Here is a 23,901-nt window from a genome sequence, read left to right as displayed (position 1 = left end):
CGGGTCAGCGCTGCCGCTTCCAGGGCCCGGTGATGGCGAGCATGATGCCGGGTGTCTGGATGTTGGCGAACAGGGTGCGCCCATCGGGCGAGAAGGTCACGCCGGTGAACTCGCTGTACTCCGGCTCCTGTTCGGTGCCGATGTTGAGTTCGTTGCGCGCGATCGGGTACGTGCGGCCGCGCTCGGTGGCGCCGAACAGGTGCTGGACGCCCTCGCCGTCCTCGGCGATGACCAGGCCGCCGTACGGGGAGACGGTGATGTTGTCCGGGCCGTCGAAGGCGCCGTCGACGGACGGGTCGGGGTTCACCCCGAGGAGCACCTTCAGGGTGAGGGTGCGGCGCTTGGGGTCGTAGAACCAGACCTGCCCGTCGTGCTGGACGGGGCTCTCCTCACGCGCGAACGAGGAGACGATGTACGCGCCGCCGTCCGCCCACCACATGCCCTCCAGCTTGCGGGCGCGGGTGATCTCGCCGTCCGTGAACTGCTTGCGCGTGGAGACCGTCGTGGCGTCGCGGTCCGGGACGTCGATCCAGTCGACGCCGTAGACCGTGCCGAGCTTGGTGGCGCGCGACAGGTCGTCGACGAACCGGCCGCCGGAGTCGAAGCACTTGAACGCCTGCAGCTCGCCCGCGTCGGCGGCGAGGGTGCGCAGCTTGCCGCGGCCGTGCTTGAAGCCGTGCGGCGGGACCCAGCGGTAGAGCAGGCCGTTCGGCCCGGAGGCGTCCTCGGTGAGGAAGGCGTGGCCGCGCTTGGGGTCGATGACGACGGCCTCGTGGGCGTAGCGGCCGAACGCCTTGACCGGCTGGGGCGCGCGGTTGGCGCGCCGGTCGTAGGGGTCGACCTCGAAGACGTAGCCGTGGTCCTTGGTGAAGCCGTTCTTGCCGGCCTTGTCCTCGGTCTCCTCGCAGGTCAGCCAGGTGCCCCAGGGGGTGTTGCCGCCCGCGCAGTTGGTGGCGGTGCCGGCGATGCCGACCCATTCGGCGACCTCGCCGCCGCGGCGTACCTCGACGACGGTGCAGCCGCCGGCCGCCATCGGGTCGTAGACGAGGCCTTCGGTGAGCGGCACCGGGTGGGGCCACTGGGCGCGAGCGCCCGCCAGCTCGTGGTTGTTGACGAGGAGGGTGGTGCCGCGGGGGCCCTCGAAGGTGGAGGTGCCGTCGTGGTTGGACGGCGTGAACTCGCCCGAGTCCAGCGTGGTCCGGCCGCTGTAGGTGATGACCTTGTACGAGAACCCGGCGGGCAGCGCGAGCAGGCCCTCCGGGTCGTCGAGCAGCGGGCCGTAGCCGACGCCGTCGTGCCCGTGGCCGTGGCCGTGGCCGTGGTCGTCGTCGCCGTGGTGGTCGTGCCCGTGGTCCGTGGCGGCGAGGGCGCCCGGCGCGGTGGCGAGGGCGCCGACCGATCCGGCCAGGGCCACGCCCGCGCCGGTGGCGGCGGAGCGTCTGGCGAAGTCCCTGCGAGTGAGCGACATGGTGGCTGTCTCCTGCTGACGGTGGACGGGAGGCGGGGCCGGGTGGGGAGGGAGCGCGGACCCTGTTTCGGCCACACGGTCTCGCTCGCGTATAAACGGCGGTTGAACACCGTCCTACGTCGAGGGGCTCGCTTCCATGACTTCCGTGAACCTGCCGCAGTCCGGACGCCGGGTCCTCGTGAGCGGTGCCTCGCGGGGCCTCGGGCGCGCGCTGGCCCGGGCGTTCGCGGCGAACGGCGACCGGGTCGCCGTGCACTTCGCCTCCCGGGAGGAGGAGGCGCGGGCCACGCTCGGCTCGCTGGACGGCGAGGGGCATGTGCTGGTCGGCGGCGACGTCTCCGACGCGGCGGGCGCGGCGTCGATCGCCGAGCGGGCCGTCGAGGGCCTCGGCGGTCTCGACGTCCTCGTGAACAACGCGGCCGTGAACCTGCCGCACCCGCCCGTGACCACGTCGTACGCGCAGTGGTCGGAGCTGTGGCAGCGGCATGTCGCGGTGAATCTGCTCGGTACGTCGAACCTGAGTCATCTGGCCGCACACCGCATGATCGAGCAGGGCACGGGCGGCCGGATCGTCAACGTCGGGTCGCGCGGTGCCTTCAAGGGCGAGCCCGACCATCCGGCGTACGGGGCGACGAAGGCCGCCGTGCACGCGCTCGGGCAGTCCCTCGCGGTCGCGCTCGCGCCGCACGGGATCGGGGTGGCGTCGGTGGCGCCCGGGTTCATCGAGACGGAGCGGGTGGCGCACCGGCTGACCGACGAGGTGCGTGCCCAGAGCCCGTTCGGCCGGGTCGCCTCGGCGGACGAGATCGCCGGGGCCGTGCTCTGGCTGGCGTCTCCCGGGGCGCAGTGGGCCTCGGGAACCGTCCTGGACCTCAACGGTGCCTCCTACCTGCGTACCTGACAGCGCTTTCCGGATACATCGGAAGAATCTTCGTAAAGAAGGTCAACAGGCGCAGCTCATAAGCAATCCGAAGATTTCACGCGGAACGCCTTGACCACCCCTCCGTGCGGCAATAGACAGGCCCTACCTGCAACACCGCATCACCCGCCTAGGGGGGCGAGCCGAGTGGACGCACGGCAGGCACGCACCCTCCATGAGAGCCGGCTGCTGAAGCTGGCCAATGTCACCGGAGTCGGTACCGGGAGGGACGAGCACTCGGGTGCGGACGTGATCGTCGTCTTCGTCACCCGGAAGGTGCCCCGCGACCGGCTCGGCGCGGAAGACGTGGTTCCCGAGGAGCTCGACGGGGTCCCGGTGCGCGTGCTCGCGATCGGCGAAGTCCAGGCCCACGGCAACGAGGGCGACGAGTTGTGAGGGAACCCCTGCACGCACAGTCAGGGGAAGAGGTGGTCTGGCGTGAGCCAGCCCGAATTGATGCGAGGACCCGCCGGCGGTCAGCTCAGCGACAGTTCCCGCCAGCAGGCGACCAGTGACTTCCTGCGGCGCGAGGCGCCGCTGGCCAATGTGGTCGGCTTCGGCCACGGCGTGAAATGGGTCGACGGACAGCCCACCGGCGAGGAGGCCGTCCTCGTCCTCGTGACCCAGAAGGTGCCCGAATCACTGCTGCCCGAGCGCGATGTGATTCCACGTCAGATGGACGACGGCACCCCCACGGACATCGTGGCCGTCGGCCAGATCTCCGCCCAGCGCCGGCAGTCCAGGCCGTCCGGCGTCCGCACCGAGGAAGGCGTCGGCTACGGGCCCGACGGCGGCGGCGCCCAGCGGTCCGGCGGCTACGGCCAGTCGCTGCTGGAGGAGCTCGGCGCGGTCCCGAGCTTCGAGCCGCAGGTGCTCATCCGCCGGATGCGGCCGTGCCCCTCGGGCTTCTCGGTCGGCAACGTCGCGGTCACCGCCGGCACCCTCGGCAGCGTGGTCCACGACTTCCTGCCGGGCGCGACGGTGGACCCGCCGGGTCCCGGGCTCGGCACTCCGTCGAAGTTCTACATCCTCTCCAACAACCACGTGCTCGCCGACTCCAACCGGGCGCAGCTGGGCAGCGTCATCCTGCAGCCCGGCACGTTCGACGGCGGCACGAACCCCACGGACCGGATCGCGACGCTGTCCCGGTTCATCACCATCCAGTTCGCCCCGCAGACGCCGCTCGACCAGCAGAACAACGTGGTCGACTGCGCGCTCGGCGAGGTCCCGTTCCAGGACGCCACGCGTGAGCAGTACTTCAGCGGCGCGCCGCGCGCCTGGCGCCGCAAGGCGAACGTCGCGGTCGGCGATCTCGTGAAGAAGACGGGCCGTACGACGAACATCTCCTTCGGCCGGATCATGGCGGTCGACGCGACGGTCGACGTCAACTACGGCACGGCCGGCACGGCCCGGTTCAAGGACCAGGTCATCACCACGAACATGTCGGCGGGCGGCGACTCCGGGTCCCTGGTGACCTCCCACGACAACGTGGCCGTCGGTCTGCTGTTCGCCGGTTCGTCGCAGGTCACCGTCGTCAACCACATCGAGAACGTACGCGCGTTGCTGCGCGTCGAGGTCTCCGAGCGACTCGCCTGACCCACGAATCGAAGGGAGGTCGGTCCATGACCACTCAGGCACGCAAGCAGAAGGGCCAGTCCCGCGCCGAGCACCGCTTCCACAACCCGCAGGGCGCGGAGGTCAAGACGCGCGACGAGGCGTTCGCCGCGCAGCGGGACGTGTCCGCGGAGGCCGTGTCGGTCGACTGCAAGCTGGAACTCAACAACGGCGCGATCACCTTCGCCATCACCGCGAGGATCAATCCGAACACGCACCCCTACGTGGTGACCGGCGGCCAGATCACGTCCGGTATCTGCGGCGCCCCGTGGGACATCACGGGCGGCTTCATCGGCGACACGTTCCGGCTCGACGCGAAGCGCTCCGGTCAGGGTTCGTGCGCCAACACGATCACCGTGGTCGGCGAGTACCAGAATCCTCCGGCGTATCGGGGGACCTATGGCTTCGACGGGGCGACATCGTCCTTCAAGCACACGACGCGGTATCTCTGCTAGCCGCACCGCTGCGCTGCCGCGTCTGCCGGGTGCTGGTCGTCCGGCGGGCGCGGCCCGGTGGGGGCCGATCGCGCAGTTCCCCGCGCCCCTGAAGACATGCGGCTCCGCCGCTCTCCTCAAGGATGAGATGCCGCACGAAGTGCGCATCTCAGGGGCGCGGGGAACTGTGCGAGAAGCCCCACCGGACCCGCACCCGCCCGCCGGGGACCGGCCCCGCAGACGCTACTGCGCCGCCGACCGAGCCTTAAAGGCCGCCTTGCGGGCCTCCTTGGCCACCTTCTTGTCCGGGTGGAGGCGGCCCATCGCCTCCAGGACGTCGGCCGTGGCCGGGTGGTCCACCCGCCACGCCGCCGAGAAGAACCCACTGTGCTGCGCGGCGAGCCCCTCGACCAGCGCCTGCAGTTCGTCGGAGTTGCCCTCCAGCGAAAGCTGCGCGGCGATCGTGTCGACGGTCAGCCAGAAGACCAGGTCCTCCGAGGGCGCGGGCACGTCCGCCGCGCCGTGCTCGGCGAGCCAGACGCGGGCGAGACCGCCCAGTTCGGCGTCGTCGAGGACCTCGCGGAGCGCGGGCTCGGCCTCGGTGCCGACCAGGGAGAGCGCCTGCTGGCAGCGGAGCCTGCGCAGCGGCGCCCCGGTGTCGGTGCCGCGGGCGGCGGCGAGCAACTCCCGTGCCGCGCCCAGCGGTTCACGCCGCGCGAGCCACTGCTCGATCTCGGCCTGCGCGGCCGCCTGCGGGAACGCGGAGGTGCCGTCGAGGAGCGTGTCCGCGCCCTTGTCGGCGAGGTCGCCGACGGCCGGGGCGTCCACGCCCGCCTCCAGCATCCGCGCCCGGATCCCGTACAGGCCGAGCGGGGTGAGCCGCACCATGCCGTACCGGGAGACGTCGGACTCGTCGACGGGCTCGGCCACCGGTTCGTCGGCGTCGGCCATGAGCGCCTCGTCGACGGGCTGGAACTCCACGAGGCCGACCGGGTCGAGCAGCCGGAACTGGTCGTCGAGCCGCATCATCGCGTCCGACACCTGCTCCAGGACGTCGTCGGTGGGCTCGCCCATGTCGTCGGGCACGATCATCGACGCGGCGAGCGCGGGCAGCGGGACGGGGCCGTCCCCGGCGCCGCCCTCGGTGACGGTGAGCAGATACAGGTTGCCGAGCACGCCCTCCAGGAACTCGGCCTCCTCCTCGGGGTCCCAGTCGAGCTGCGAGAAGTCGATCTCGCCGCCCTCCTCCATGGCGTCCACGAGGTCGTCGAGGTCGGGCACGCTCGCGTCGGCGAGCACCGTCTCGAGCGCGCCGAGCCACAGGCCGAGCACGTCCGCGGGGGCGCCGGAGGTGAGGGTGCCGAGCTCCTCGCCGACGGTGACGGTGCCCTCCTCCTCGTCCACGATCTCCAGCAGACCGGTGTCGACGGCGATGCGCCAGGCCTCGCTCGCGTACGCGGCGCCGTCCTCGTCGTCGGTCAGGCCGAGTTCGGCCGCGGCGGCGGGCAGCTGCTCCTCGACGAGTTCGCCGCCGGCGCCGACCCGGGTGTCGGGGCCGGCCCAGCGGGCGAGCTGCACCGCGCGCGACAGGAGGGGGGTGGCGAGGGCGTCCCGCGCCAGCTCCGCTTCGGCGGGCAGCCGGACCGGCGGCAGGGGGGAGCTGTCTGACATCGGCTGGTTCTCCTCAGGGGCGTACGTTGCGACCGCTCAGCCTAGACGGATTTGACCCTTTGCTGCCCGGTTCATGTACCCGTCAGGTTTCCGTCGCCCGGGAGACATCCGCGAAACCTTGACAACTCCCGGGCCCAGGAAAGAGATTGACGCGCGTAGAAAGCTGTAGGAAGCCACCCTCGTCCCGGCGCTCGCCACACGCACGTCCCCGGAGGGATCCCTTGCCGAGCAAGTCCGCGCGGTCCTCGCGCTCGCCGTTCTCCCGCTCCCGTCTCGCCGCACTCGCCGTCACGACCGCGTGCTGCGCCACGTCCGCCGTCGTCGTCACGGCCCCCGCGCACGCGGCGACGGTCGCCATCCATGACATCCAGGGCACCACCCGGACGTCCCCGCTCGCCGGTCAGCAGGTCACGGACGTGGCCGGTGTGGTGACCGGGGTCAGAACGTACGGCTCGTCGAAGGGGTTCTGGTTCCAGGACACGGCCCCCGACGACGACCCGGCCACCAGTGAGGGCGTCTTCGTCTTCACGAGTTCCACTCCGACCGTGAAGACCGGTGACGCGGTGACGGTCTCGGGCACGGTGTCCGAGTACGTGCCCGGCGGCGCCTCGTCCGGCAATCAGTCGCTCACCGAGATCACGAAGCCGACGGTGACCGTGGTGTCGTCCGGCAACCCGGTACCGGTGACGACGATCAGCGCGAAGTCGGTGCCGTCCGCCTACACGCCCGCGGGCGACGCGGCGGCGAACGGCTCGGTCAACGGCCTGACGCTGCGGCCGAAGAAGTACGCCCTCGACTACTACGAGTCCCTGGAGGGCCAGAACGTACGGATCGGCTCCTCGCGGGTCGTCACCGCCAGCGACGCCTACGCGGAGCTGTGGGTCACGGTCGAGCCGCACGAGAACGCGACACCGCGGGGCGGCACGCGCTACGGGTCGTACACGTCGCAGAACACCGGACGGCTGCAGATCCAGTCGCTCGGCGCGGTCGCCGACTTCCCGGCCGCCGATGTCGGCGATGTCCTGTCCGGCACCACCGAGGGCCCGCTCGACTTCACCCAGTACGGCGGATACACGCTGGTGGCGCGGGAGTTGGGCACGCTGAAGCAGTCGGGGCTCGCGCGTGAGACGACCCGGAAGCAGAAGTCGGGCGAGCTGGCCGTGGCGACGTACAACGTGGAGAACCTCGACCCGGGCGACGCCACGTTCGAGGAGCACGCGGCGGCGATCGTCGACCACCTCCAGTCGCCCGACATCGTGTCCCTGGAGGAGATCCAGGACAACAACGGCGCGAAGGACGACGGCACCGTCGCCGCCGACGTGACGGTGGACAAGCTGATCGACGCGATCGTGGCGGCGGGCGGCCCGCGCTACGACTGGCGCTCGATCGACCCGGTCGACGACCAGGACGGCGGCGAGCCCGGCGGCAACATCCGCCAGGTGTTCCTGTTCAACCCCGAGCGGGTGTCGTTCACGGACCGCGCGGGCGGCGACGCGACGACGGCCGTGGGCGTGACCCGCGAGCACGGCCGGGCCGCGCTGACCGCCTCGCCCGGCCGGATCGACCCGGCGAACGAGGCGTGGAAGACCAGCCGCAAGCCCCTTGCGGGCGAGTTCACCTTCCGCGGGAAGACCGTCTTCGTCATCGCCAACCACTTCGCGTCGAAGGGCGGCGACCAGGCCCTGACCTCGCAGTACCAGCCGCCGACGCGCAGCTCGGAGATACAGCGCCACGCGCAGGCGACGTCCGTGAACTCCTTCGTGAAGGACATCCTGAAGGTCCAGAAGGACGCGGACGTCATCGCGCTCGGCGACATCAACGACTTCGAGTTCTCGGGTACGGCGCAGCGCCTGGAGGACGGCGGAGCGCTCTGGTCGGCGATCAAGTCGCTGCCGCGCGGCGAGCGCTACACGTACGACTACCAGGGCAACAGCCAGGTCCTCGACCAGATCCTGGTCAGCCCCTCGATCCGCTGGAAGGGCGCGTTCGCGTACGACAGCGTGCACATCAACAGCGAGTTCCACGACCAGATCAGCGACCACGACCCGCAGGTGCTGCGCCTGCGCCCGTAGCGGTCAGCCGAACACCGAGACGAGCCAGGCGCTCCAGTCGGCCTCGTTCTGCGCGGCGTCGGCGTCCGGCGCGAAGTCGTGGACGCTGATGCCGACGGGGGCGCCCCAGCGGCCGCGGCCGAAGATGCGGTACAGCGCGGTGTCGGTGCGCAGGCCGATGAACCAGTCGTTGCGGTAGTCGAGGACAGTGTCCAGGGTCCGGCCGTCCGGGCCCTGGACGCGGATGCGGGTGCCGGCCGCGGCGTCGTCGGGCAGGTTCAGCGCGCGGCCGACCGCGGCGAGCGCGTCCTTGCCCACCGAGGTGGCAGGACCGTCGAGGGTGGCGAAGGCGGCCGGGCGGCCCGCGAAGTACGTGACGTACTGGCGCAGGGTGTGCAGATAGAAGTCGGTGTGCTTGTCGGCGCCGTCGTAGTACTCGTCCCAGTTGTCGACGAAGATCCCGCTGTGGACGTAGCGGACCCAGGAGCGGGAGCCGCCGTCGCGGGCCTCGATCGTGTAGTCGAGCTCGTTGAGCGTCTGGAACGGGGGCAGCGCCGCCGGGTCCTCGGAGCGGACGGTGAGCCGGTGCGGCGGGTCCCACACGGTGAGCACCGAGTTGAAGGGGCCGGCGCCGCCCTCCTTGGGCTCGTACTCCATGGGCCACAGCCAGCCGCCCGAGTGGGCGGTGACGGCGTCCCAGACCTGCTCGGGCGAGGCCCCGACCTCGAACTCGCGGGGGATCTCGAACTCTTTCCCGGCGTCGTTCCGCTTCTCGTCACTCATGGCTGTCGCTCCGTCAGTTCACTGTTGTCGGTGGGTGGTTGGATTCGGGGTTCGCTTCGGGGCCGGGGCTCGGTCCCGTCCTTGACCTTCGGGTGCAGGGCGATCACCAGGCGGTGGTCGCGGCCCGCCACGGCGTCGGCCGCGTGGTACTTGCGGATCAGCGCGTCGACTCCCTGCGTCAGCTCGGTCACGAACGCCGCCCGGTCGGCAGCGGAGGCGAACCGCACCTCGCCGTCGAGCGCGAACGTCGCCAGCCGCTTCCTGGCCCGCGCCGCGCCGGTGAGCAGTGCGCCCACGTCCCGTACGAGGCGGGCGGCGAGCGCGAGGAGCCAGTGCGCGGAGAGCTGGTCGCGGGCCCGGTCCGGGTCGGGCTGCACGGCGCCCAGCGCGCCGGGCGAGATCACGTAGGAGGCCGCGCTCGCGCGCATCAGCCGCTCGGTGACATTGCCCTTGCGCCGCTCACCGGCCAGTTCGACCAGGCCGTGCTTCTCCAGCGCCTTCAGGTGATAGTTCACCTTCTGCCGCGGCAGGCCGACCTTGGGCGCCAGCATCGCCGCGGACGCGGGCCCCTCGGCGAGCTCGGCGAGCAGCCGGGCCCTTGTCGGGTCGAGCGAGACCGCGGCGGCGGCCGGATCCTCGATGACGGTGACGTCCAACATGACTCCACCGTCCCACCGAAAACTTTTTTTGTCCAGGCGAGGGAAATGTTCGGTCGGGGCCCCGCCGAGGTCAGCGGGTGTCGGCGGGGGTCAGCCGCAGCGCGGGCCGATAGCGGTCCCCCTCCCCGGCGTCCCGCCCCTGCTCCCACTCGGCGCAGGTCAGGTACGCGGACCCGTCGAGGGTGCGGTGCAGATGTACGGCGACCAGTCCGGGCCCCTCGACGGGCGCGGGCTCGCGCTCGTGGACGGTGAGCGCGACGACGCCCGGCTCGCGCCCTCGTGCGGGTCCCCAACTGCTGCGCACCAGGCGGGTCTTGTGGAGCGCGAGCCGTCGGATGCCGGGGACCGCGGCGTCGATCTCGGCGTTGCGGTCGTCGCGCCCGTTGGCCCTGCTGTCTCCCGCGCCGTGGAAGAAGTCCTCGTACGCGGCGAGGTCCCGCCACTGCGAGCGGTGCATCAGGGTCGTCCCGTCGACGCTCTCGTGGACGCTGTAGGACAGCAGGCCGGCGTGCGGCCACGGCCGGGACCGCCAGGCGTGCTCGACGGCGTCGATCGTGGCGCGCTGCCGCTCGGGCCCGCCCACGTCCCAGGTGGAGACGAAGGCGAGCTCGGTGTCCGGGTGCGTCGGGTGCGCGGTCATGGCTTCCTCCAGGAGGCGCGGCGGGTGATCCACGCCTCCCAGGCTCAGCGCTCGACCGTGCTTGAGGTCAAGGCCCGCCCGGCGGATCAGAGCAGGTGCCCGCCACCGTGGTTCACGGCCGCCTTGGAGACGGCGTACAGGCTGGAACTGCCGTCGGCGAGAACGCCCGCCTGGGAGGAGATCGTGACCGCCGCGCCCGCGCCGCTCGCCTTCAGGTGCGGCACGGCGGCGGTGATCGTCTGCCGGACCCCGATGACGTTCAGGTCGTCCAGGCGCCGCCACACCTCGGGGCTCGCCGCCGCCAGGTCGTCGTGCGGGATGATTCGGTGGCGCCCGCGCAGTTGACGAGGATGTCGAGCCGTCCGTACGCGTCGACGGCCCCCTGCACCAGGGCCCTCGCCTCCTCTTCCACCGACACGTCCGCCTGGAGGTGGACGGCGTCGGGCAGTTCGGCCGCGAGTTCCTTGCCCGCGGCCACCGAACGGGCCGAGTTGACGACGGCCTTCAGCCCGTCGGCGGCGAACCGGCGGGCGACGGCGGCGCCGATGCCGATGCCGGACGACGAGCCGGTGATCAGCGCGACCCGCTGCTCCGTTCATCGCAGAGCCCGCTCAGTGCATCCCCGGCTCACCCCCGCCCATCGCCTTGCCGAGCCGCCCCAACTGCCCCTGGAACCAGTCGAGCCGGGCCTGCAGCAGGGCCGCCTCCGCGACGAGTTCCGGTACGCCGGGGGTCTCGCCGGCCGTCAGGGCGCCCGGCAGGGCCGGCACCTGCAGCCCGTCCCCCGCGAGCCGCGCGAACGTCGCGAGGGTCCAGCGAGCCCGTCCTCCCACACAGCCGCCACAGGCCGCCTCCAGGGCCCGTCGCCCGTCGCGGCCCCACCCCGCGTCGGCCAGTACCGAGGCCGCCGCCCCGCAGGGACACGGGCCGACGGTCGCGGTGCGCACCCGCTGCCGCTCGTACCGGAATCCGCGCTCGAAGCGGATGTAGGCACCGAGGACGGAGACCTTGAGGAGCACGGCCTTGCGGTGCTCGGCCTGGAGCAGCAGGCCCTCGGCGACGCGGCGCTCGTGCACGCAGTGGAATCCGCAGTCGCAGCGCCGGTGCGGGGCGCGGTGCCGGCGCCCGTAGACGCAGCGCGCCTCGTCGAGCACACGGTAGGGCGCGGCCGCACCGAGGGAGACGCCCACGAAACCGGCGCGCTCGCCGTCCGCGTCGAGTACGGGGTGGGCGATCTTGTATCCGGTGGGTGGCTCCGCCGGACGTTCCTCGGGGAGCCGGGGCCTCATCGGACGGCCGGGACCTCGACGGGCTCCGGGCTTGTGTCGACGACGGCTTCGGTCTTCAACTCAGGCCGCTGTACGTCGACTTCGGGCTCCGCGACCTCGCGCGGCGCTTCTTCGGCTATTCCGGTGGCGAGTGCTTTGCCGAGCCTCATGCTGCCTCCCCTGGACGGCCTTCGGCGACCCGGTCCTCGGCCACCGGCTTCTCATGGTGGCGCATGCCGGGCGTTTTGGCACCAGCGCCTTCCGCGTCGGCGACGAGCAGCGCGTACTGGTCGGCAACCAGCGCCTCGGCCACCGCGACCGCCCGCTCCCCCGCACGGCACAACCCCGCCTGTGAGTACGGCGCCGGCGCCGGGTGCCTGCGACGCCACCACGTCTCGCCCACCGCATAGATCCCGCTCGCGCACATCAGCACGGGCATGGCCAGGGCCATCGCCACGTCTCGCACCAGGAACCCCTTATGAACTGGCCAACATCTTCTGTGCAGTTCATCGGATTCCGGACGCGCCACCTGAAGACCGCCTATCGGCCAAAAACTCACCGAGAACGTCCGAAACAGGGCCCTCGTCACCCGTAACCTTCAGCAGAGCTCCGCCCTACCTCGTAGCAGATTTAAGTGGAGCTTCACGGAAGGGCGGCCGACACTGCTCTCATGACGCATTTCGCCCCTCCGCCCTTCGGCCGCGCCCTGTGCGCCATGGTCACGCCCTTCACCGAGACCGGCGCCCTCGACCTGGAGGCCGCGCGGAAGCTGGCCGACCGGCTCGTCACCGAGGGCTGCGAGGGGCTCGTGCTGTCCGGCACGACCGGCGAGTCCCCCACGACGACGGACGCCGAGAAGGCGGACCTGGTGCGCGCGGTGCGCGAGGCGGCCGACGGGCGGGCGGCCGTCCTCACCGGCGTCGGCACGGCCGACACCACGCACACCCTGGCCCTCGCGCACCAGGCTCAACAAGCCGGTGCCGACGGCCTGTTGGCCGCCACGCCGTACTACAGCCGACCGCCGCAGGACGCCGTCGAGGCACACTTCCGCGCGCTGGCGGACGCCACGGACCTGCCGGTGATGCTGTACGACATCCCCGGCCGCACCGGCACCCGCATCGAGCCGGAGACGATGCTGCGACTCGCGGAGCACCCCCGGATCGTCGCCGTGAAGGACTGCGCGTACGACCTGCTCGGCACCCAGAAGGTCATGCGGGAGACAGATCTGGCCTACTACACGGGCTGCGACGAGTACGTCCTCGCGCTGTACGCGCTCGGCGGCGCGGGCTACGTCTCGACCGTGGCGAACGTCGTGCCCGCCGCCTTCCGGGCGATCGTCGACGCGTACGACGCGGGCGACACGGCCGGGGCCGCCCGCCGTCAGCAACGCACCGTCCCCCTCACGGAGTTGATGATGAACGCCGGCCTGCCCGGCGCGGTCACGGCGAAGGCGCTCCTCGCCGCGCTCGGCCTCCCGGGCAACGCCTTCGTGCGGGCACCGCTGCGGCCCGCCGGCCAGGACGTGACCGACGGGCTGCTCACGGCGTACGGGGAACTGATCAGCGGGTCGTGAACTGCGGTGTCCAGCGGCCCGGGTAGGCCGCGGAGGCCTTGCGGAAGTCGCTGAGCGCGACGACCTTGTCGCTGCCCAGAGTGACCAGGAGCAGCTGGTTGTGGAACTCGCCCTTCCCGCCGCACCTCTTGGGGTCGCAGCCCCAGGCGATGAGCCGCTTGTCGTCGGCCCACGCGAGCAGCTGCTGCGCGGGCAGCTTGTCGACGCGCCTGCCGGTCCGCGCGTCGTTCACGGCGACGGCGATCTCGCCCCCCTCGCCCGCGAAGTCGCCGCCCGCGAGCCTGCCGTTGGGCGAGACCCCCGCTTCGGAGATCATCTCCCAGCCCCGCAGGTTCTGGGGTGTGGCCACCTTGTTGCCCTGGAAGTCGTAGAACTGCGGGCCGGGCTGCATCGGCGCCGACACGGCGAGCAGCTTGCCGCCGGGTGCGAACTCGAAGTCCTCCCGCGCGTTGAACTCGTCGCCCTCGTGCGGCGCCGGGGCCCACTTCCCCTTCCCGCTCGCCACGTCGATGACGGAGAAACCGGTCCGGGACGGGTGCCCAGGGCTCGGCTCGTCCGGACCGCTGCCGTCGTTCATCGGCCGGTCCTTGTACAGGTGGTCCGGGTCCTTCTCGTACGTGGTCGCGACGAGCCTGCTGCCGTCCGGCGAGAACTGGACCCCGGCGGCCCCCTGTTCCACCGGGATCCAGCGCTCCACCTTGTTGCTGGCCAGGTCGAGGATCCCGACCCGCTTCGCGGGCAGTTCCTTCTCCAGGACCGCGGCGGTGCGCAGCCCCGGGGCGACGGTCAGCCAGGACCACCGGGTCGTCTTCCGGTACGTCTTGGTCGTGGGGTCGATGACCCCGTACGTACGCGTCAACCTGCCGTCGCCGTCGGCGAACTTCACCGACTTGTACGTGACGAACGACGCCAGCGCCGTCCGCCCCGCCGCGATCGCGTCCTTCGGCGGCGACTGGTCCGGGTGCGCGACGACGTCGGCGGGGCCGATCACGTCCGCGGGCCGCACGTCCTCGCCGCCGCCGATCCGCGGTACGGCCACGACGGTGGCGGCCACCGCGGCGACGGCCACGGTCGCGGCCGCCACGGTGCGGACCCGGCGCCTGCGCCGCGTCACGAACACCCGGTCGGCCAGGTCCGCGGGCGCGGGTCCAACCTCGGCGGCCTGCTCGCCGAGTGCCTCCTTGAGTACTTCGTCGACGTTCACGGGCGCACCTCCACCGGCGCGTAGTCACGGGACGGCGGCTGCTCGGCATCGGCCGGGCCGAGCGCACCCAGCTCGGGCGCGAGGCCGCGCAGCCTGGCCAGGGAGCGGTGGGTGGTGGAGCGCACCGTGCCCACCGAGACACCGAGAAGACGGGCCACGTCGGCCTCGGGCAGGTCCTCGAAGTAGCGCAGCACGAGCACGGTGCGCTGGCGTGCGGTGAGCCGGGCGAGCGCGGCGCGCATGACGATGCGCAGCTCGGCGGAGGACGTCCCGGCGTCGGCGCCGGCCTCGTCCGGCACCTCCCCGTAACTCACCTCTCTCCTCGGCCATTTCAGCCGCCACCGGCTGACCTGCTGCCGGTAGAGGACCTGCCGGACGTACGCCTCGGGGTCCTCCACCCGGTTCCACCGGCCGGCGACCTTGATCAGCGCGTTCTGCAGCAGGTCCTCACCCGCGTGCCGGTCGCCGCCGCACAGCAGCACCGCCGTCTTCAACAGCACCGTGGACCGGTTCGCCACGAAATCCCGGAAACCGTCCGCACTCTCGCCGCGTTCACCGCGTGCCGCATCCATCGCCACCTTCTTTTCCCCGCCCGTTGTCATGCCTCTGCCCTTGCTGACGCGTCCGGCGGGCCCCCGCTATGCCACCCCGGCGAAAAAATCTTCCCCCGACGACAGAGCGGCCCGCGCCGGGACACCCCGGCGCGGGCCGCTCGCGCCTGCTGCTGACGTGCGGTGGATCAGTTGTGGCTGTGGAGCACCTCGTTGAGGCCGCCCCACACCGCGTTGTTCGGGCGGGCCTCGACGGTGCCGGTCACCGAATTGCGGCGGAAGAGGATGTTCGAGGCGCCGGACAGCTCGCGGGCCTTGACGACCTGGCCGTCGGGCATCGTGACGCGCGTGCCCGCGGTGACGTAGAGGCCGGCCTCGACCACGCACTCGTCGCCGAGCGCGATGCCGACGCCCGCCTCGGCGCCGACGAGGCAGCGCTCGCCGATGACGATGCGGACGTTGCCGCCGCCGGACAGGGTGCCCATGGTGGAGGCGCCGCCGCCGATGTCCGAGCCGTCGCCGACGACGACGCCGGCGGAGATGCGGCCCTCGACCATCGACGTGCCGAGCGTGCCGGCGTTGAAGTTCACGAAGCCCTCGTGCATGACCGTGGTGCCCTCGGCGAGGTGCGCGCCGAGGCGGACGCGGTCGGCGTCGGCGATGCGGACGCCCTTGGGGGCGACGTAGTCGGTCATGCGCGGGAACTTGTCGATCGAGGTGACCTGGAGGTGCAGTCCCTCGGCTCGGGCGTTCAGGCGGACCTTCTCGACGTCGTCGACGGCGACCGGGCCGAGCGAGGTCCAGGCGACGTTGGCGAGGAAGCCGAACTGGCCGTCCAGGTTCACGCCGTGCGGCTTGACCAGGCGGTGGCTGAGCAGGTGCAGACGCAGGTACACGTCGTGCGCGTCCAGCGGCTTGTCGTCGAGCGAGGCGATGACCGTGCGCACGGCCACGATCTCGACGCCGCGGCGGGCGTCCGGGCCGATCGCCTTGGCGGCACCCTCGCCGAGCAGCTCGACGGCCTGGTCGGCGGAGAGCTTCTCGGACCCGGCCGGGCCGGGCTCGGCGACGAGCTCGGGCGCGGGGAACCAGGTGTCGAGAACGGTGCCGTCGGCGGTGACGGTGGCGAGGCCGGCGGCGACGGCGCCGGTGGAGCGGGAAGCAAGGGTCGTGTCGGTCATGGGGGCCAACTTAATCGGCGGGCCCCTGTTCGAGCGAACCAGCGGGGGTGGCGTCTCAGGTGCCGGGCGCCGCCCCCGCCGCCGCACGTCAGGGGCGGTCCCCCTGGTGGTCGACGACCCCGCTGGCCAGGAGCGCGTTCTGGAACATGATGTCTCCGGCCTGCCACGGCCGGTCGGGCCGGTCGGGGGTGTCGTCGGCACCCAGGAAGTCGAACGACTCCTTGTGGTCCTTGACGATCAGCCACCGGGCCCGCCACGGAACCTCACGCGGCCGGGATCAGCCGCGCCAGCATCTCCCGTGTGTAGTCCGCGTCGTACTCCCCGCCCGTGAGCAGCACCTGAAGCGAGATCCCGTCCATCAGCGCGACCAGGGCCCGCGCGGTGACGGGGTCGGTCCGGTCGGCCAGTACGTCGGCCAGCTCCTGGCACCACGCGGCGGCGACCGGCCGCAGCGCGGGGCGGCGCAGCGCGGCCAGGTACAGCTCGTACTCCAGCTCCACGCCGACCCGGTCCCCGGCGAGCCACTCGCCGAGCACTCCGGCCAACTCGTCGGCGAGGTCGACGCCCGGGTCGCGGAAGGCGCCGTGCGCGGCGACGACCTTCGCGAACCCCTCGTTGGCCTGCCGCAGCGCGGCCACCAGCAGCTCGTCGAGCGTGGCGAAGTGGTACGTCGTCGAGCCCAGCGGGACATCGGCCTCGGCGGCGGCGGTGCGGTGGCTGAGCCCCGCGATCCCCTTCTCTCCCACCACCCGGATCGCGGCGTCGATGATCCGCTGGCGCCGCTCGGGGTCGTAGCGGCGCGGCATCAGTGCGCCCCGCCGAGGTTCAGGAGCACGACGCCGCCGATGACGAGCACGATGCCGCCGACCTTGGCGAGGGTCAGCCCCTCCCCGAGGAAGATCATGCCGATCGCGGCGATGACGGCCGTGCCGGTGCCCGCCCAGATCGCGTACGCGGTGCCGATCTGCACGGTCTTCAGCGTCTGGGCGAGCAGCGCGAACGCGATCACGTACCCGGCGACGGTGATCAGCGAGGGCCAGAGCCTGCTGAACCCCTCGCTGTACTTCATGGCCGTGGTGGCCCCCACTTCGGCGGCGATGGCGCCGGCGAGCAGTACGTATCCCATGTGTACGAGTGTACGCATCGTTGCGTACGCCCGTACACAACGCGCCCGGGCTCGCCCTGACTCAGTCCAGCAGGGTCTTCTTCGGCCGCAGCACGCAGAACTCGTTGCCCTCCGGGTCCGCGAGGACGACCCAGGTCACGTCGTCGCCCTGCCCCACGTCGGCCCGGCGCGCGCCGAGCGCGATGATCCGCTCGACCTCGGCGTCCCGGTCGTCCGGGGAGAGGTCGATGTGCAACCGGTTCTGGCCGCTCTTGCGCTCGGGCACCGTGACGAAGCACATCCCGGGCAGCGCGGCGGCGTCGCGCCCGATCACGACCTCGTCGTCGTCCTCGTAGAGCACCTGCCAGTCGAGGACCTGGCACCAGAAGCGGGCGAGGGCGGCGGCGTCGCGGGAGTTGACGGTGACTTGGTACAGGGAGACGGTCATGTCCGCCAGTCTCACCCGTCAGGTCGCCTGCCGCAGGTCGCCCACGGGGCCGCGCTCCCGCGGCCGCATCGTCCGGTCGACCATCCCGCGCTTCAGGCACGCGGCCCGGCGCAGCGCGGCCACCTGCCGGTAGCGGGCGAGTTCCGCCGGGGTCGGGCCGCACGACGCCGGCCGGTTCGTAGCCGCGCGAGGCGAGCCACTCCCCCAACACCGCCTCGTGCAAGTGGATCTGATGCAGCGTCAATCACTGACCGACCGCTCCACGCCGCCCGCGTCCAGACCCAGCCCGTGGAGACACCCCACGACGAAGACGGGCCGTACGGGATCACAGACACGCACCCGGCCGGGCTCGCGCTCACCACTGAGGCACCCTGGGGGACGTCTGGGAATCCCGTACGAATCCGTGGACGGCGCCCTGCGGCACCGCCCGTGGCCCGCGCTACGACACCGTGAACCAGGCCGCCCGCGCCTTCTTCCACTCGTCGTGGTCGAGGTCCTTGGCCTCGGTGCCGTCGCCGTACAGGTCGGCGGAGCCGTTGTCGGTGATCAGCTGCGCGCGCTGCCCGGACTGCGACAGGTCCGGCACGGAGACGACCGACTCCCAGCCGCCCGGGTCGCTCGTCGGCAGGTCGGCGCGCTTGACGGGCGCGTGTCCCGCGACGCCGTCCCACTGGTAGAGGGCGTAGGGGTCGGAGTTGTCGTCGGCGGCCCAGCTGCCGGCCAGGACCAGGTACTGGTTCGCGGAGTTCTTGCGGATGTCGCGCACGGCGAGCCCGCCCAGGTCGAGCTCGATGGGCGTGCCGAACACCGGGGCCGCACCGCTCGCCAGCACCTTGTCGAAGTTGGTGACGGGCACGATCAGTCCCTTGCCCCCGTCCTTCGGCGGCACGAGGGGCGCGCGGAAACCGAGGTACGCGGTCGTGGTCGACCCGGGCGCGAACTCGAGCCCCTCGACGTTGAACCCGTCGATCTGCTTGGGCACCTGCCCGTCCTCGGTCCCGGCGGCGAACCCGTACCGGTCCCCGTTCGCCTCGTCCCACGCCACGAGCTGGTCGCGCAGCTTCTTGTAGGAGTGCGCGTACGTCAGCTGGGTGGCGGCCCCGCTGCCGCTCACCGAGGTCGTGAAGACGGTGTTGCGGTCGGCCTTGTACTCGCCGTCCTTGTTGTTGCCGAGCGAGCCGGTCCAGTAGATGAGGTCGCCGACGCGGGTGGCGCCCTCGATGTCGATCTCCTTGTCGGCGCCGACCTTGGCGGACATGTCCCAGGTCTTCACCGGGGCTCCGGAGGCCGAACCGTCGTACAGGCGCAGCACGTTGGACTCGTCGTCCGCGACGACGACATAGCCGCCGCCCACCTCGACGGCGGCGGACGCGTCGCTGGAGCCCGTGAAGTACCGGGTGCCGGACGGGTTCTGTACGGACCCGGAGGCCGCGTAATGCAGCTTGGTCGTCGCCGTGGCGCCGCCGGTGCCGGTCACCTTCAGCGTCAGGTCGGTGTAGCCCTGGCCGCGCGCGGCGACGGAGACGGTGCGGGTCGCGCCGGTCCCGCTGACGGTCACGTCGCCGGTCTGCGCGACGGACGTCTTGCTGCTGGCCGACGCGCTGACGGTGAGGGCGGAGGCGTCGGCCCCGCTCTGCGCGACGCTCACGGTGACCGTCGGGTCGCCGACGCCGCCGACGGCGCCGCTCAGGTAGGCGGCCGACAGCTTGATCGTCGGGGTGGCCGAACTGGCCGCGCCCGCCGGGAAGTTGCCGCTGACGACAGCCAGCGTGAGCAGACCGCCGGCGGCGGCGACGGCCGTGCGGCGCGAGCGCGGAGAATGGTGCGGCACTGGGAGCCCTTCGTCGACGTGATGTCGACGGGAAGGTTCCGCTCCGCACACCAACACCACGTATCGATCATGCGTACGGGAGTCGAACTCCGCGGGTCCAGGACGCCGAACGGCCCCGGCGGAATACCCGCCGGGGCCGCTCCATCAGCACAGGTCAGACGTTGAAGCCGAGCGCCCGCAGCTGCTCGCGCCCCTCGTCCGTGATCTTGTCCGGGCCCCACGGCGGCATCCAGACCCAGTTGATCCGCAGCTCGTTGACGATGCCGTCGGTGGCGGACTTGGCCTGGTCCTCGATGACGTCGGTCAGCGGGCAGGCCGCGGACGTCAGCGTCATGTCGATCGTCGCGATGTTCGCGTCGTCGATGTGGATGCCGTAGATGAGACCGAGGTTCACGACGTCGATGCCCAGCTCGGGGTCGACGACGTCGTACAGCGCCTCGCGGACCTCCTCCTCGGAGGCCGGCTTCATCTCCACTGCCGTGTTGTCGCTCATGCGGTCTTCGCCTCCTCCGCGAAGGCCTGGGCCGTCGCGTCCTTCCACGCCATCCAGCTCAGGAGGGCGCACTTCACTCGCGCCGGATACTTGGAGACCCCGGCGAACGCGACCGCGTCCTCCAGGAGCTCCTCCATCGAGTCGTCCGGCTCGATCTGCCCCTTGGACTGCATCAGCTCCAGGAAGGTCTCCTGGATCCGCCGCGCGTCCGACAGCTCCTTGCCGACGAGCAGGTCGTTCAGCACGGAGGCCGAGGCCTGGCTGATGGAGCAGCCCTGGCCCTCGTAGCTGACGTCCTCGATCTTCTCGCCGTCGTACTTCACGCGCAGCGTGATCTCGTCGCCGCACGTCGGGTTGACGTGGTGCACCTCGGCGTCGCCGTCCCGCAGACCGCGCCCGTGCGGATGCTTGTAGTGGTCCAGGATGACTTCCTGGTACATGGAATCCAGCTTCACAGTCCCAGCCCTCTACCCGAAGAAGTTCCGTACGTGCTCCAGGCCGTCGACCAGCGCGTCGATCTCGCCGGGCGTGGAGTACAGATAGAACGACGCTCGCGTGGTCGCAGGAATTCCGTACCGCAGGCAGACGGGCCGCGCGCAGTGGTGGCCGACCCGGACCGCGATGCCCTGCTCGTCGAGGACCTGGCCCACGTCGTGCGGGTGGATGTCACCGAGCGTGAAGGAGATCGCGGCGCCCCGGTCCTCGGCCGTGGCCGGGCCGATGATCTTCAGGTCCGGGACTTCCTGGAGCCGCTTCACCGCGTACTCGGTGAGCACCTGCTCGTGCCGGTGGACGTTCTCCATGCCGATCGCGTTCAGGTAGTCGATCGCCGCCCCGAGGCCGATGGCCTGCGAGATCGGCGGCGTACCCGCCTCGAACTTGTGCGGCGCGGGAGCGTAGGTGGAGGAGTGCATCGAGACGGTCTCGATCATCTCGCCACCGCCGAGGAACGGCGGGAGGTCCTCCAGGAGCTCCTGCCGGCCCCACAGGACGCCGATGCCGGTCGGGCCGCACATCTTGTGGCCGGTGAAGGCCACGAAGTCGGCCTGCAGCGCCTGCACGTCGAGCGGCATGTGCGGGGCGGCCTGGGAGGCGTCGATCAGGACCAGGGCGCCGACCTCCTGGGCGCGGCGCACGATGGCCTCGACCGGGTTGTGGGTGCCCAGGATGTTCGACACCAGCACGAAGGAGACGATCTTCGTCTTCTCGGTGATGGTCTCGTCGATGTTGCTCAGGTCGAGGCGGCCGTCGTCGGTCAGGCCGAACCACTTCAGCTTCGCGCCGGTGCGCTGCGACAGCAGCTGCCACGGAACGATGTTGGAGTGGTGCTCCATCTCCGTGATGACGATCTCGGTCTCGTGATCGACCTTGTACGGCTCGTCGGCCCAGCCCAGCATGTTGGCGACGAGGTTGAGCGACTCCGAGGCGTTCTTCGTGAAGATGACCTCGTCGCGGCTCGGCGCGTTGATGAACGCGGCGACCTTGTCGCGCGCGCCCTCGTACAGCGCCGTGGCCTCCTCGGCCAGCACGTGCACGCCGCGGTGGACGTTGGCGTTGTGCTGCTCGTAGTACTCACTGAGCACGTCGAGGACCTGGCGCGGCGTCTGCGAGGTCGCCGCGTTGTCCAGGTACACGAGCTTCTTGCCGTCGTGGAGCACCCGGTCGAGGATCGGGAAGTCCTTGCGGATCGCCTCGGTGTCGAGGAGGCCCGGCAGCTGTGTCACGCGGATGCGCCACCCTTCACGTACTTGTCGTAGCCCTCGGCCTCGAGCTGGTCGGCGAGCTCGGCGCCGCCGGACTCGACGATGCGGCCGCCCGCGAAGACGTGCACGTGGTCGGGCTTGATGTAGCGCAGGATGCGCGTGTAGTGGGTCACCAGGAGGGTGCCGACCTCGCCGTTCTCACGGACGCGGTTGATGCCCTCGGAGACGATGCGCAGCGCGTCGACGTCCAGGCCGGAGTCGGTCTCGTCGAGGATCGCGATCTTCGGCTTGAGGAGCTCCAGCTGGAGGATCTCGTGGCGCTTCTTCTCACCGCCGGAGAAGCCCTCGTTCACGTTGCGCTCGGCGAAGGACGGGTCCATGGAGAGCTTCTCCATGGCCTCCTTGACCTCCTTCACCCAGGTGCGCAGCTTGGGGGCCTCGCCGCGCACGGCCGTGGCCGAGGTGCGCAGGAAGTTCGACACGGAGACGCCGGGGACCTCGACCGGGTACTGCATGGCGAGGAAGAGGCCGGCGCGGGCGCGCTCGTCGACGGACATCTCCAGGACGTCCTCGCCGTCGAGCGTGACGGTGCCGGAGGTGATCGTGTACTTCGGGTGACCCGCGAGGGAGTAGGCGAGGGTCGACTTGCCGGAGCCGTTCGGGCCCATGATGGCGTGCGTCTCGCCCTGCTTCACGGTGAGGTCGACGCCCTTGAGGATCTCCTTCGTGGCGTTGTCGGCCTCGACGGTGACGTGCAGGTCTCGGATTTCAAGCGTTGCCATGGGTGCCTCAGGACTCCTGGGTGAGGGAGACGAGCACGTCGTCCCCTTCGATCTTTACGGGGTATACGGGGACGGGGCGCGTCGCGGGAAGGCCGGACGGCTTGCCGGTGCGGAGGTCGAACGCGGAGCCGTGCAGCCAGCACTCGATCTGGCAGTCCTCCACCTCGCCCTCGGAGAGCGAGACGTTCGCGTGCGAGCAGATGTCGTTGATCGCGAACACCTCCCCCTCGGTGCGGACGACCGAGACCGGCGTGCCGTCGAGTTCCACCCGCTTCGGGGTGTCCTCCTCCAGCTCGCCAAGGCCGCAGGCGCGTACGAAGGCCATCAGACCGTGGCCTCCAGCTCGGTCTCGATCCGGCCGATCAGGCGCTCCTCGATGTCCGGGACACCGATCTGCTGGACGAGCTCGGCGAAGAAGCCGCGCACGACGAGGCGGCGGGCCTCGTCCGCGGGGATGCCGCGGGCCATCAGGTAGAAGAGCTGCTCGTCGTCGAAGCGGCCGGTCGCGGAGGCGTGACCGGCGCCGACGATCTCGCCGGTCTCGATCTCCAGGTTCGGCACGGAGTCGACGCGCGCACCGTCGGTGAGCACGAGATTCCGGTTCATCTCGTAGGTGTCGGTGCCTTCGGCGGCGGCCTCGATGAGGACATCACCGATCCACACGGCGTGCGCGTCGTCGCCCTGGAGCGCGCCCTTGTAGACGACGTTCGACTTGCAGTGCGGGGCGGTGTGGTCGACCAGGAGGCGGTGCTCCTGGTGCTGGCCCGCGTCGGTGAAGTAGAGGCCGAACAGCTCGGCCTCGCCGCCGGTGGCCGCGTACTGCACGCGCGGGTGCAGGCGGACGACGTCACCGCCGAAGGTGACGACGACGGACTTGAAGGAGGCGTCGCGGCCGACGAGCGCGTTGTGCTGCGCCACGTGGACGGCCTTGTCGTCCCAGTCCTGCACCGACACGACGGTCAGCTTCGCGCCGTCGCCGAGCAGGTAGTCGACGTTGGCGGCGAGCACCGCGTCACCGGTGTGGTCGATGACGACGACGGCCTCGGCGAAGGCGCCCAGCTCGATGACCTGGTGGCCGTAGGCGACGCCGCCCTCGCCGTGCACGGCGATCCGGATCGGCTCGGTCAGCTGCGTCTCCTTGGGCACGGAGACGACGGACGCCTTCTCGAACGCCGAGTACGCCTGGGCGGCGACGCGGTCGACGGGCTTGCCCGCCTTGCCGATGCGGGCGTCGTCCCGGCCGACGGTCTCGACGGTGACGCCGGCCGGCGCCTCCACGTCGACCTTGACGCCGGTGCCGGTGGCGACGGCGGTGCCGTCGTGCAGGCCGCGCAGCCGCTCCAGCGGCGTGAACCGCCACTCCTCCTCGCGGCCGTGCGGGACCGGGAAGTCCTGCACGTCGAAGGACGGGGGCGCGCTCATGCGCGTGGCGACGGTCGACTCTGCGGCCACCGCGATGGTTCCGGCAGTGGTCGAACCGGCCGGGATGTTCTGAGCCTCAGCCATGGCTGTCGTAGCGCTCG

30 protein-coding genes are annotated in these 23,901 nt (G+C 71.3%); 7 read left to right on the top strand and 23 right to left on the bottom strand.

Annotated elements, in window-relative coordinates:
* Window positions 1-4: 4 nt before the first annotated feature.
* Window positions 5-1,468, bottom strand: a complete 1,464-nt coding sequence (locus tag ACQUQD_RS30985) for an alkaline phosphatase PhoX (protein WP_428955456.1) — start codon at window positions 1,466-1,468, stop codon at window positions 5-7.
* 136 nt (window positions 1,469-1,604) lie between these two features.
* Between ACQUQD_RS30985 and ACQUQD_RS30980 the strand changes: the two genes are divergently transcribed.
* The 4 genes from ACQUQD_RS30980 to ACQUQD_RS30965 all read left to right on the top strand — a co-directional run bounded on the left by ACQUQD_RS30980 (window position 1,605) and on the right by ACQUQD_RS30965 (window position 4,456).
* A complete protein-coding gene (locus tag ACQUQD_RS30980; RefSeq protein ID WP_428955455.1) occupies window positions 1,605-2,369 on the top strand; it encodes an SDR family NAD(P)-dependent oxidoreductase in 765 nt (254 codons plus the stop codon).
* A 165-nt stretch (window positions 2,370-2,534) separates the two neighbouring features.
* A complete protein-coding gene (locus ACQUQD_RS30975; protein ID WP_428955454.1) occupies window positions 2,535-2,783 on the top strand; it encodes a hypothetical protein in 249 nt (82 codons plus the stop codon).
* 42 nt (window positions 2,784-2,825) lie between these two features.
* Window positions 2,826-3,983, top strand: coding sequence for a hypothetical protein (locus tag ACQUQD_RS30970; RefSeq protein ID WP_428955453.1), 1,158 nt, complete (start codon window positions 2,826-2,828; stop codon window positions 3,981-3,983).
* 26 nt (window positions 3,984-4,009) lie between these two features.
* Complete coding sequence (locus tag ACQUQD_RS30965; protein WP_428955452.1) at window positions 4,010-4,456, top strand: hypothetical protein; 447 nt, start codon at window positions 4,010-4,012, stop codon at window positions 4,454-4,456.
* Between the two features lie 222 nt (window positions 4,457-4,678).
* Here ACQUQD_RS30965 and ACQUQD_RS30960 read toward each other — a convergent pair whose 3' ends face one another.
* The gene (locus tag ACQUQD_RS30960) at window positions 4,679-6,106 is read right to left on the bottom strand and encodes a hypothetical protein (protein ID WP_428955451.1); all 1,428 of its coding nucleotides are present in this window, start codon (window positions 6,104-6,106) and stop codon (window positions 4,679-4,681) included.
* A gap of 221 nt (window positions 6,107-6,327) precedes the next feature.
* Between ACQUQD_RS30960 and ACQUQD_RS30955 the strand changes: the two genes are divergently transcribed.
* The gene (locus ACQUQD_RS30955; RefSeq protein WP_428955450.1) at window positions 6,328-8,178 is read left to right on the top strand and encodes an endonuclease/exonuclease/phosphatase family protein; all 1,851 of its coding nucleotides are present in this window, start codon (window positions 6,328-6,330) and stop codon (window positions 8,176-8,178) included.
* A 3-nt stretch (window positions 8,179-8,181) separates the two neighbouring features.
* On the opposite strand, the gene ACQUQD_RS30950 is transcribed toward ACQUQD_RS30955, so the two are convergent.
* From ACQUQD_RS30950 to ACQUQD_RS30915, 8 genes are all read right to left on the bottom strand, one after another.
* Window positions 8,182-8,940 carry an SRPBCC family protein gene (locus ACQUQD_RS30950; RefSeq protein ID WP_428955449.1) on the bottom strand — a complete coding sequence of 253 codons (759 nt, stop codon included), beginning with the start codon at window positions 8,938-8,940 and terminating at the stop codon, window positions 8,182-8,184.
* Window positions 8,937-9,599, bottom strand: a complete 663-nt coding sequence (locus ACQUQD_RS30945; protein WP_428955448.1) for an ArsR/SmtB family transcription factor — start codon at window positions 9,597-9,599, stop codon at window positions 8,937-8,939. Before ACQUQD_RS30945 ends, ACQUQD_RS30950 begins: the two co-directional genes overlap by 4 nt.
* Window positions 9,600-9,669: 70 nt before the next feature.
* Window positions 9,670-10,239 (bottom strand): hypothetical protein, encoded by a 570-nt coding sequence (locus ACQUQD_RS30940; protein ID WP_428955447.1) that lies wholly within the window; start codon window positions 10,237-10,239, stop codon window positions 9,670-9,672.
* Window positions 10,240-10,325: 86 nt separating this feature from the next.
* Window positions 10,326-10,523, bottom strand: a complete 198-nt coding sequence (locus tag ACQUQD_RS30935; RefSeq protein WP_428955446.1) for an SDR family NAD(P)-dependent oxidoreductase — start codon at window positions 10,521-10,523, stop codon at window positions 10,326-10,328.
* Window positions 10,499-10,786 carry an SDR family NAD(P)-dependent oxidoreductase gene (locus ACQUQD_RS30930; protein ID WP_428957704.1) on the bottom strand — a complete coding sequence of 96 codons (288 nt, stop codon included), beginning with the start codon at window positions 10,784-10,786 and terminating at the stop codon, window positions 10,499-10,501. Before ACQUQD_RS30930 ends, ACQUQD_RS30935 begins: the two co-directional genes overlap by 25 nt.
* 64 nt (window positions 10,787-10,850) lie before the next feature.
* Window positions 10,851-11,528, bottom strand: coding sequence for a hypothetical protein (locus ACQUQD_RS30925; RefSeq protein ID WP_428955445.1), 678 nt, complete (start codon window positions 11,526-11,528; stop codon window positions 10,851-10,853).
* Window positions 11,525-11,677 (bottom strand): hypothetical protein, encoded by a 153-nt coding sequence (locus tag ACQUQD_RS30920; protein ID WP_428955444.1) that lies wholly within the window; start codon window positions 11,675-11,677, stop codon window positions 11,525-11,527. Before ACQUQD_RS30920 ends, ACQUQD_RS30925 begins: the two co-directional genes overlap by 4 nt.
* Window positions 11,674-11,964: a hypothetical protein gene (locus tag ACQUQD_RS30915; protein WP_428955443.1), complete on the bottom strand. Its 291-nt coding sequence runs from the start codon at window positions 11,962-11,964 to the stop codon at window positions 11,674-11,676. Before ACQUQD_RS30915 ends, ACQUQD_RS30920 begins: the two co-directional genes overlap by 4 nt.
* A 213-nt stretch (window positions 11,965-12,177) precedes the next feature.
* On the opposite strand from ACQUQD_RS30915, the gene dapA reads away from it, so the two are divergent.
* Window positions 12,178-13,080, top strand: a complete 903-nt coding sequence (gene dapA / locus ACQUQD_RS30910) for a 4-hydroxy-tetrahydrodipicolinate synthase (RefSeq protein ID WP_428955442.1) — start codon at window positions 12,178-12,180, stop codon at window positions 13,078-13,080.
* On the opposite strand, the gene ACQUQD_RS30905 is transcribed toward dapA, so the two are convergent.
* The 6 genes from ACQUQD_RS30905 to ACQUQD_RS30880 form a co-directional block, all read right to left on the bottom strand.
* Window positions 13,067-14,284: a WD40 repeat domain-containing protein gene (locus ACQUQD_RS30905; protein ID WP_428955441.1), complete on the bottom strand. Its 1,218-nt coding sequence runs from the start codon at window positions 14,282-14,284 to the stop codon at window positions 13,067-13,069. The genes dapA and ACQUQD_RS30905 overlap by 14 nt on opposite strands.
* On the bottom strand, window positions 14,281-14,856 hold the full coding sequence (locus ACQUQD_RS30900) for a SigE family RNA polymerase sigma factor (protein WP_428955440.1): 576 nt from the start codon (window positions 14,854-14,856) through the stop codon (window positions 14,281-14,283). Before ACQUQD_RS30900 ends, ACQUQD_RS30905 begins: the two co-directional genes overlap by 4 nt.
* 167 nt (window positions 14,857-15,023) lie before the next feature.
* Window positions 15,024-16,016: a 2,3,4,5-tetrahydropyridine-2,6-dicarboxylate N-succinyltransferase gene (gene dapD, locus ACQUQD_RS30895; protein ID WP_428955439.1), complete on the bottom strand. Its 993-nt coding sequence runs from the start codon at window positions 16,014-16,016 to the stop codon at window positions 15,024-15,026.
* 263 nt (window positions 16,017-16,279) lie between these two features.
* On the bottom strand, window positions 16,280-16,822 hold the full coding sequence (locus ACQUQD_RS30890) for a TetR/AcrR family transcriptional regulator (RefSeq protein ID WP_428955438.1): 543 nt from the start codon (window positions 16,820-16,822) through the stop codon (window positions 16,280-16,282).
* Window positions 16,822-17,142, bottom strand: a complete 321-nt coding sequence (locus tag ACQUQD_RS30885) for a DMT family transporter (RefSeq protein WP_428955437.1) — start codon at window positions 17,140-17,142, stop codon at window positions 16,822-16,824. Before ACQUQD_RS30885 ends, ACQUQD_RS30890 begins: the two co-directional genes overlap by 1 nt.
* 61 nt (window positions 17,143-17,203) lie before the next feature.
* Window positions 17,204-17,569: a VOC family protein gene (locus ACQUQD_RS30880; protein WP_428955436.1), complete on the bottom strand. Its 366-nt coding sequence runs from the start codon at window positions 17,567-17,569 to the stop codon at window positions 17,204-17,206.
* Between ACQUQD_RS30880 and ACQUQD_RS30875 the strand changes: the two genes are divergently transcribed.
* A complete protein-coding gene (locus tag ACQUQD_RS30875; RefSeq protein ID WP_428955435.1) occupies window positions 17,568-17,702 on the top strand; it encodes a hypothetical protein in 135 nt (44 codons plus the stop codon). The genes ACQUQD_RS30880 and ACQUQD_RS30875 overlap by 2 nt on opposite strands.
* A 306-nt stretch (window positions 17,703-18,008) precedes the next feature.
* Here the strand turns inward: ACQUQD_RS30875 and ACQUQD_RS30870 are convergent, their stop codons facing one another.
* The 7 genes from ACQUQD_RS30870 to sufD form a co-directional block, all read right to left on the bottom strand.
* The gene (locus ACQUQD_RS30870) at window positions 18,009-19,400 is read right to left on the bottom strand and encodes a hypothetical protein (RefSeq protein WP_428955434.1); all 1,392 of its coding nucleotides are present in this window, start codon (window positions 19,398-19,400) and stop codon (window positions 18,009-18,011) included.
* Between the two features lie 154 nt (window positions 19,401-19,554).
* Window positions 19,555-19,893 carry a metal-sulfur cluster assembly factor gene (locus tag ACQUQD_RS30865; protein ID WP_161303015.1) on the bottom strand — a complete coding sequence of 113 codons (339 nt, stop codon included), beginning with the start codon at window positions 19,891-19,893 and terminating at the stop codon, window positions 19,555-19,557.
* Window positions 19,890-20,348 (bottom strand): Fe-S cluster assembly sulfur transfer protein SufU, encoded by a 459-nt coding sequence (gene sufU, locus ACQUQD_RS30860; RefSeq protein ID WP_428955433.1) that lies wholly within the window; start codon window positions 20,346-20,348, stop codon window positions 19,890-19,892. The genes ACQUQD_RS30865 and sufU overlap by 4 nt, the downstream gene beginning before the upstream one ends.
* Window positions 20,349-20,360: 12 nt before the next feature.
* Window positions 20,361-21,617: a cysteine desulfurase gene (locus ACQUQD_RS30855; RefSeq protein WP_428955432.1), complete on the bottom strand. Its 1,257-nt coding sequence runs from the start codon at window positions 21,615-21,617 to the stop codon at window positions 20,361-20,363.
* Window positions 21,614-22,378, bottom strand: a complete 765-nt coding sequence (sufC, locus tag ACQUQD_RS30850) for a Fe-S cluster assembly ATPase SufC (protein WP_428955431.1) — start codon at window positions 22,376-22,378, stop codon at window positions 21,614-21,616. Before sufC ends, ACQUQD_RS30855 begins: the two co-directional genes overlap by 4 nt.
* Window positions 22,379-22,385: 7 nt before the next feature.
* A complete protein-coding gene (locus ACQUQD_RS30845) occupies window positions 22,386-22,703 on the bottom strand; it encodes a non-heme iron oxygenase ferredoxin subunit (protein WP_428955430.1) in 318 nt (105 codons plus the stop codon).
* Complete coding sequence (gene sufD / locus ACQUQD_RS30840; RefSeq protein WP_428955429.1) at window positions 22,703-23,884, bottom strand: Fe-S cluster assembly protein SufD; 1,182 nt, start codon at window positions 23,882-23,884, stop codon at window positions 22,703-22,705. Before sufD ends, ACQUQD_RS30845 begins: the two co-directional genes overlap by 1 nt.
* Window positions 23,885-23,901: the final 17 nt, after the last annotated feature.

Origin of the sequence: Streptomyces sp. cg35 (assembly GCF_050410835.1) — a bacterium.
GTDB lineage: Bacteria > Actinomycetota > Actinomycetes > Streptomycetales > Streptomycetaceae > Streptomyces.
Note: the sequence above shows the minus strand (reverse complement) of the source record. Positions and strands in the feature narration are given on the sequence as shown.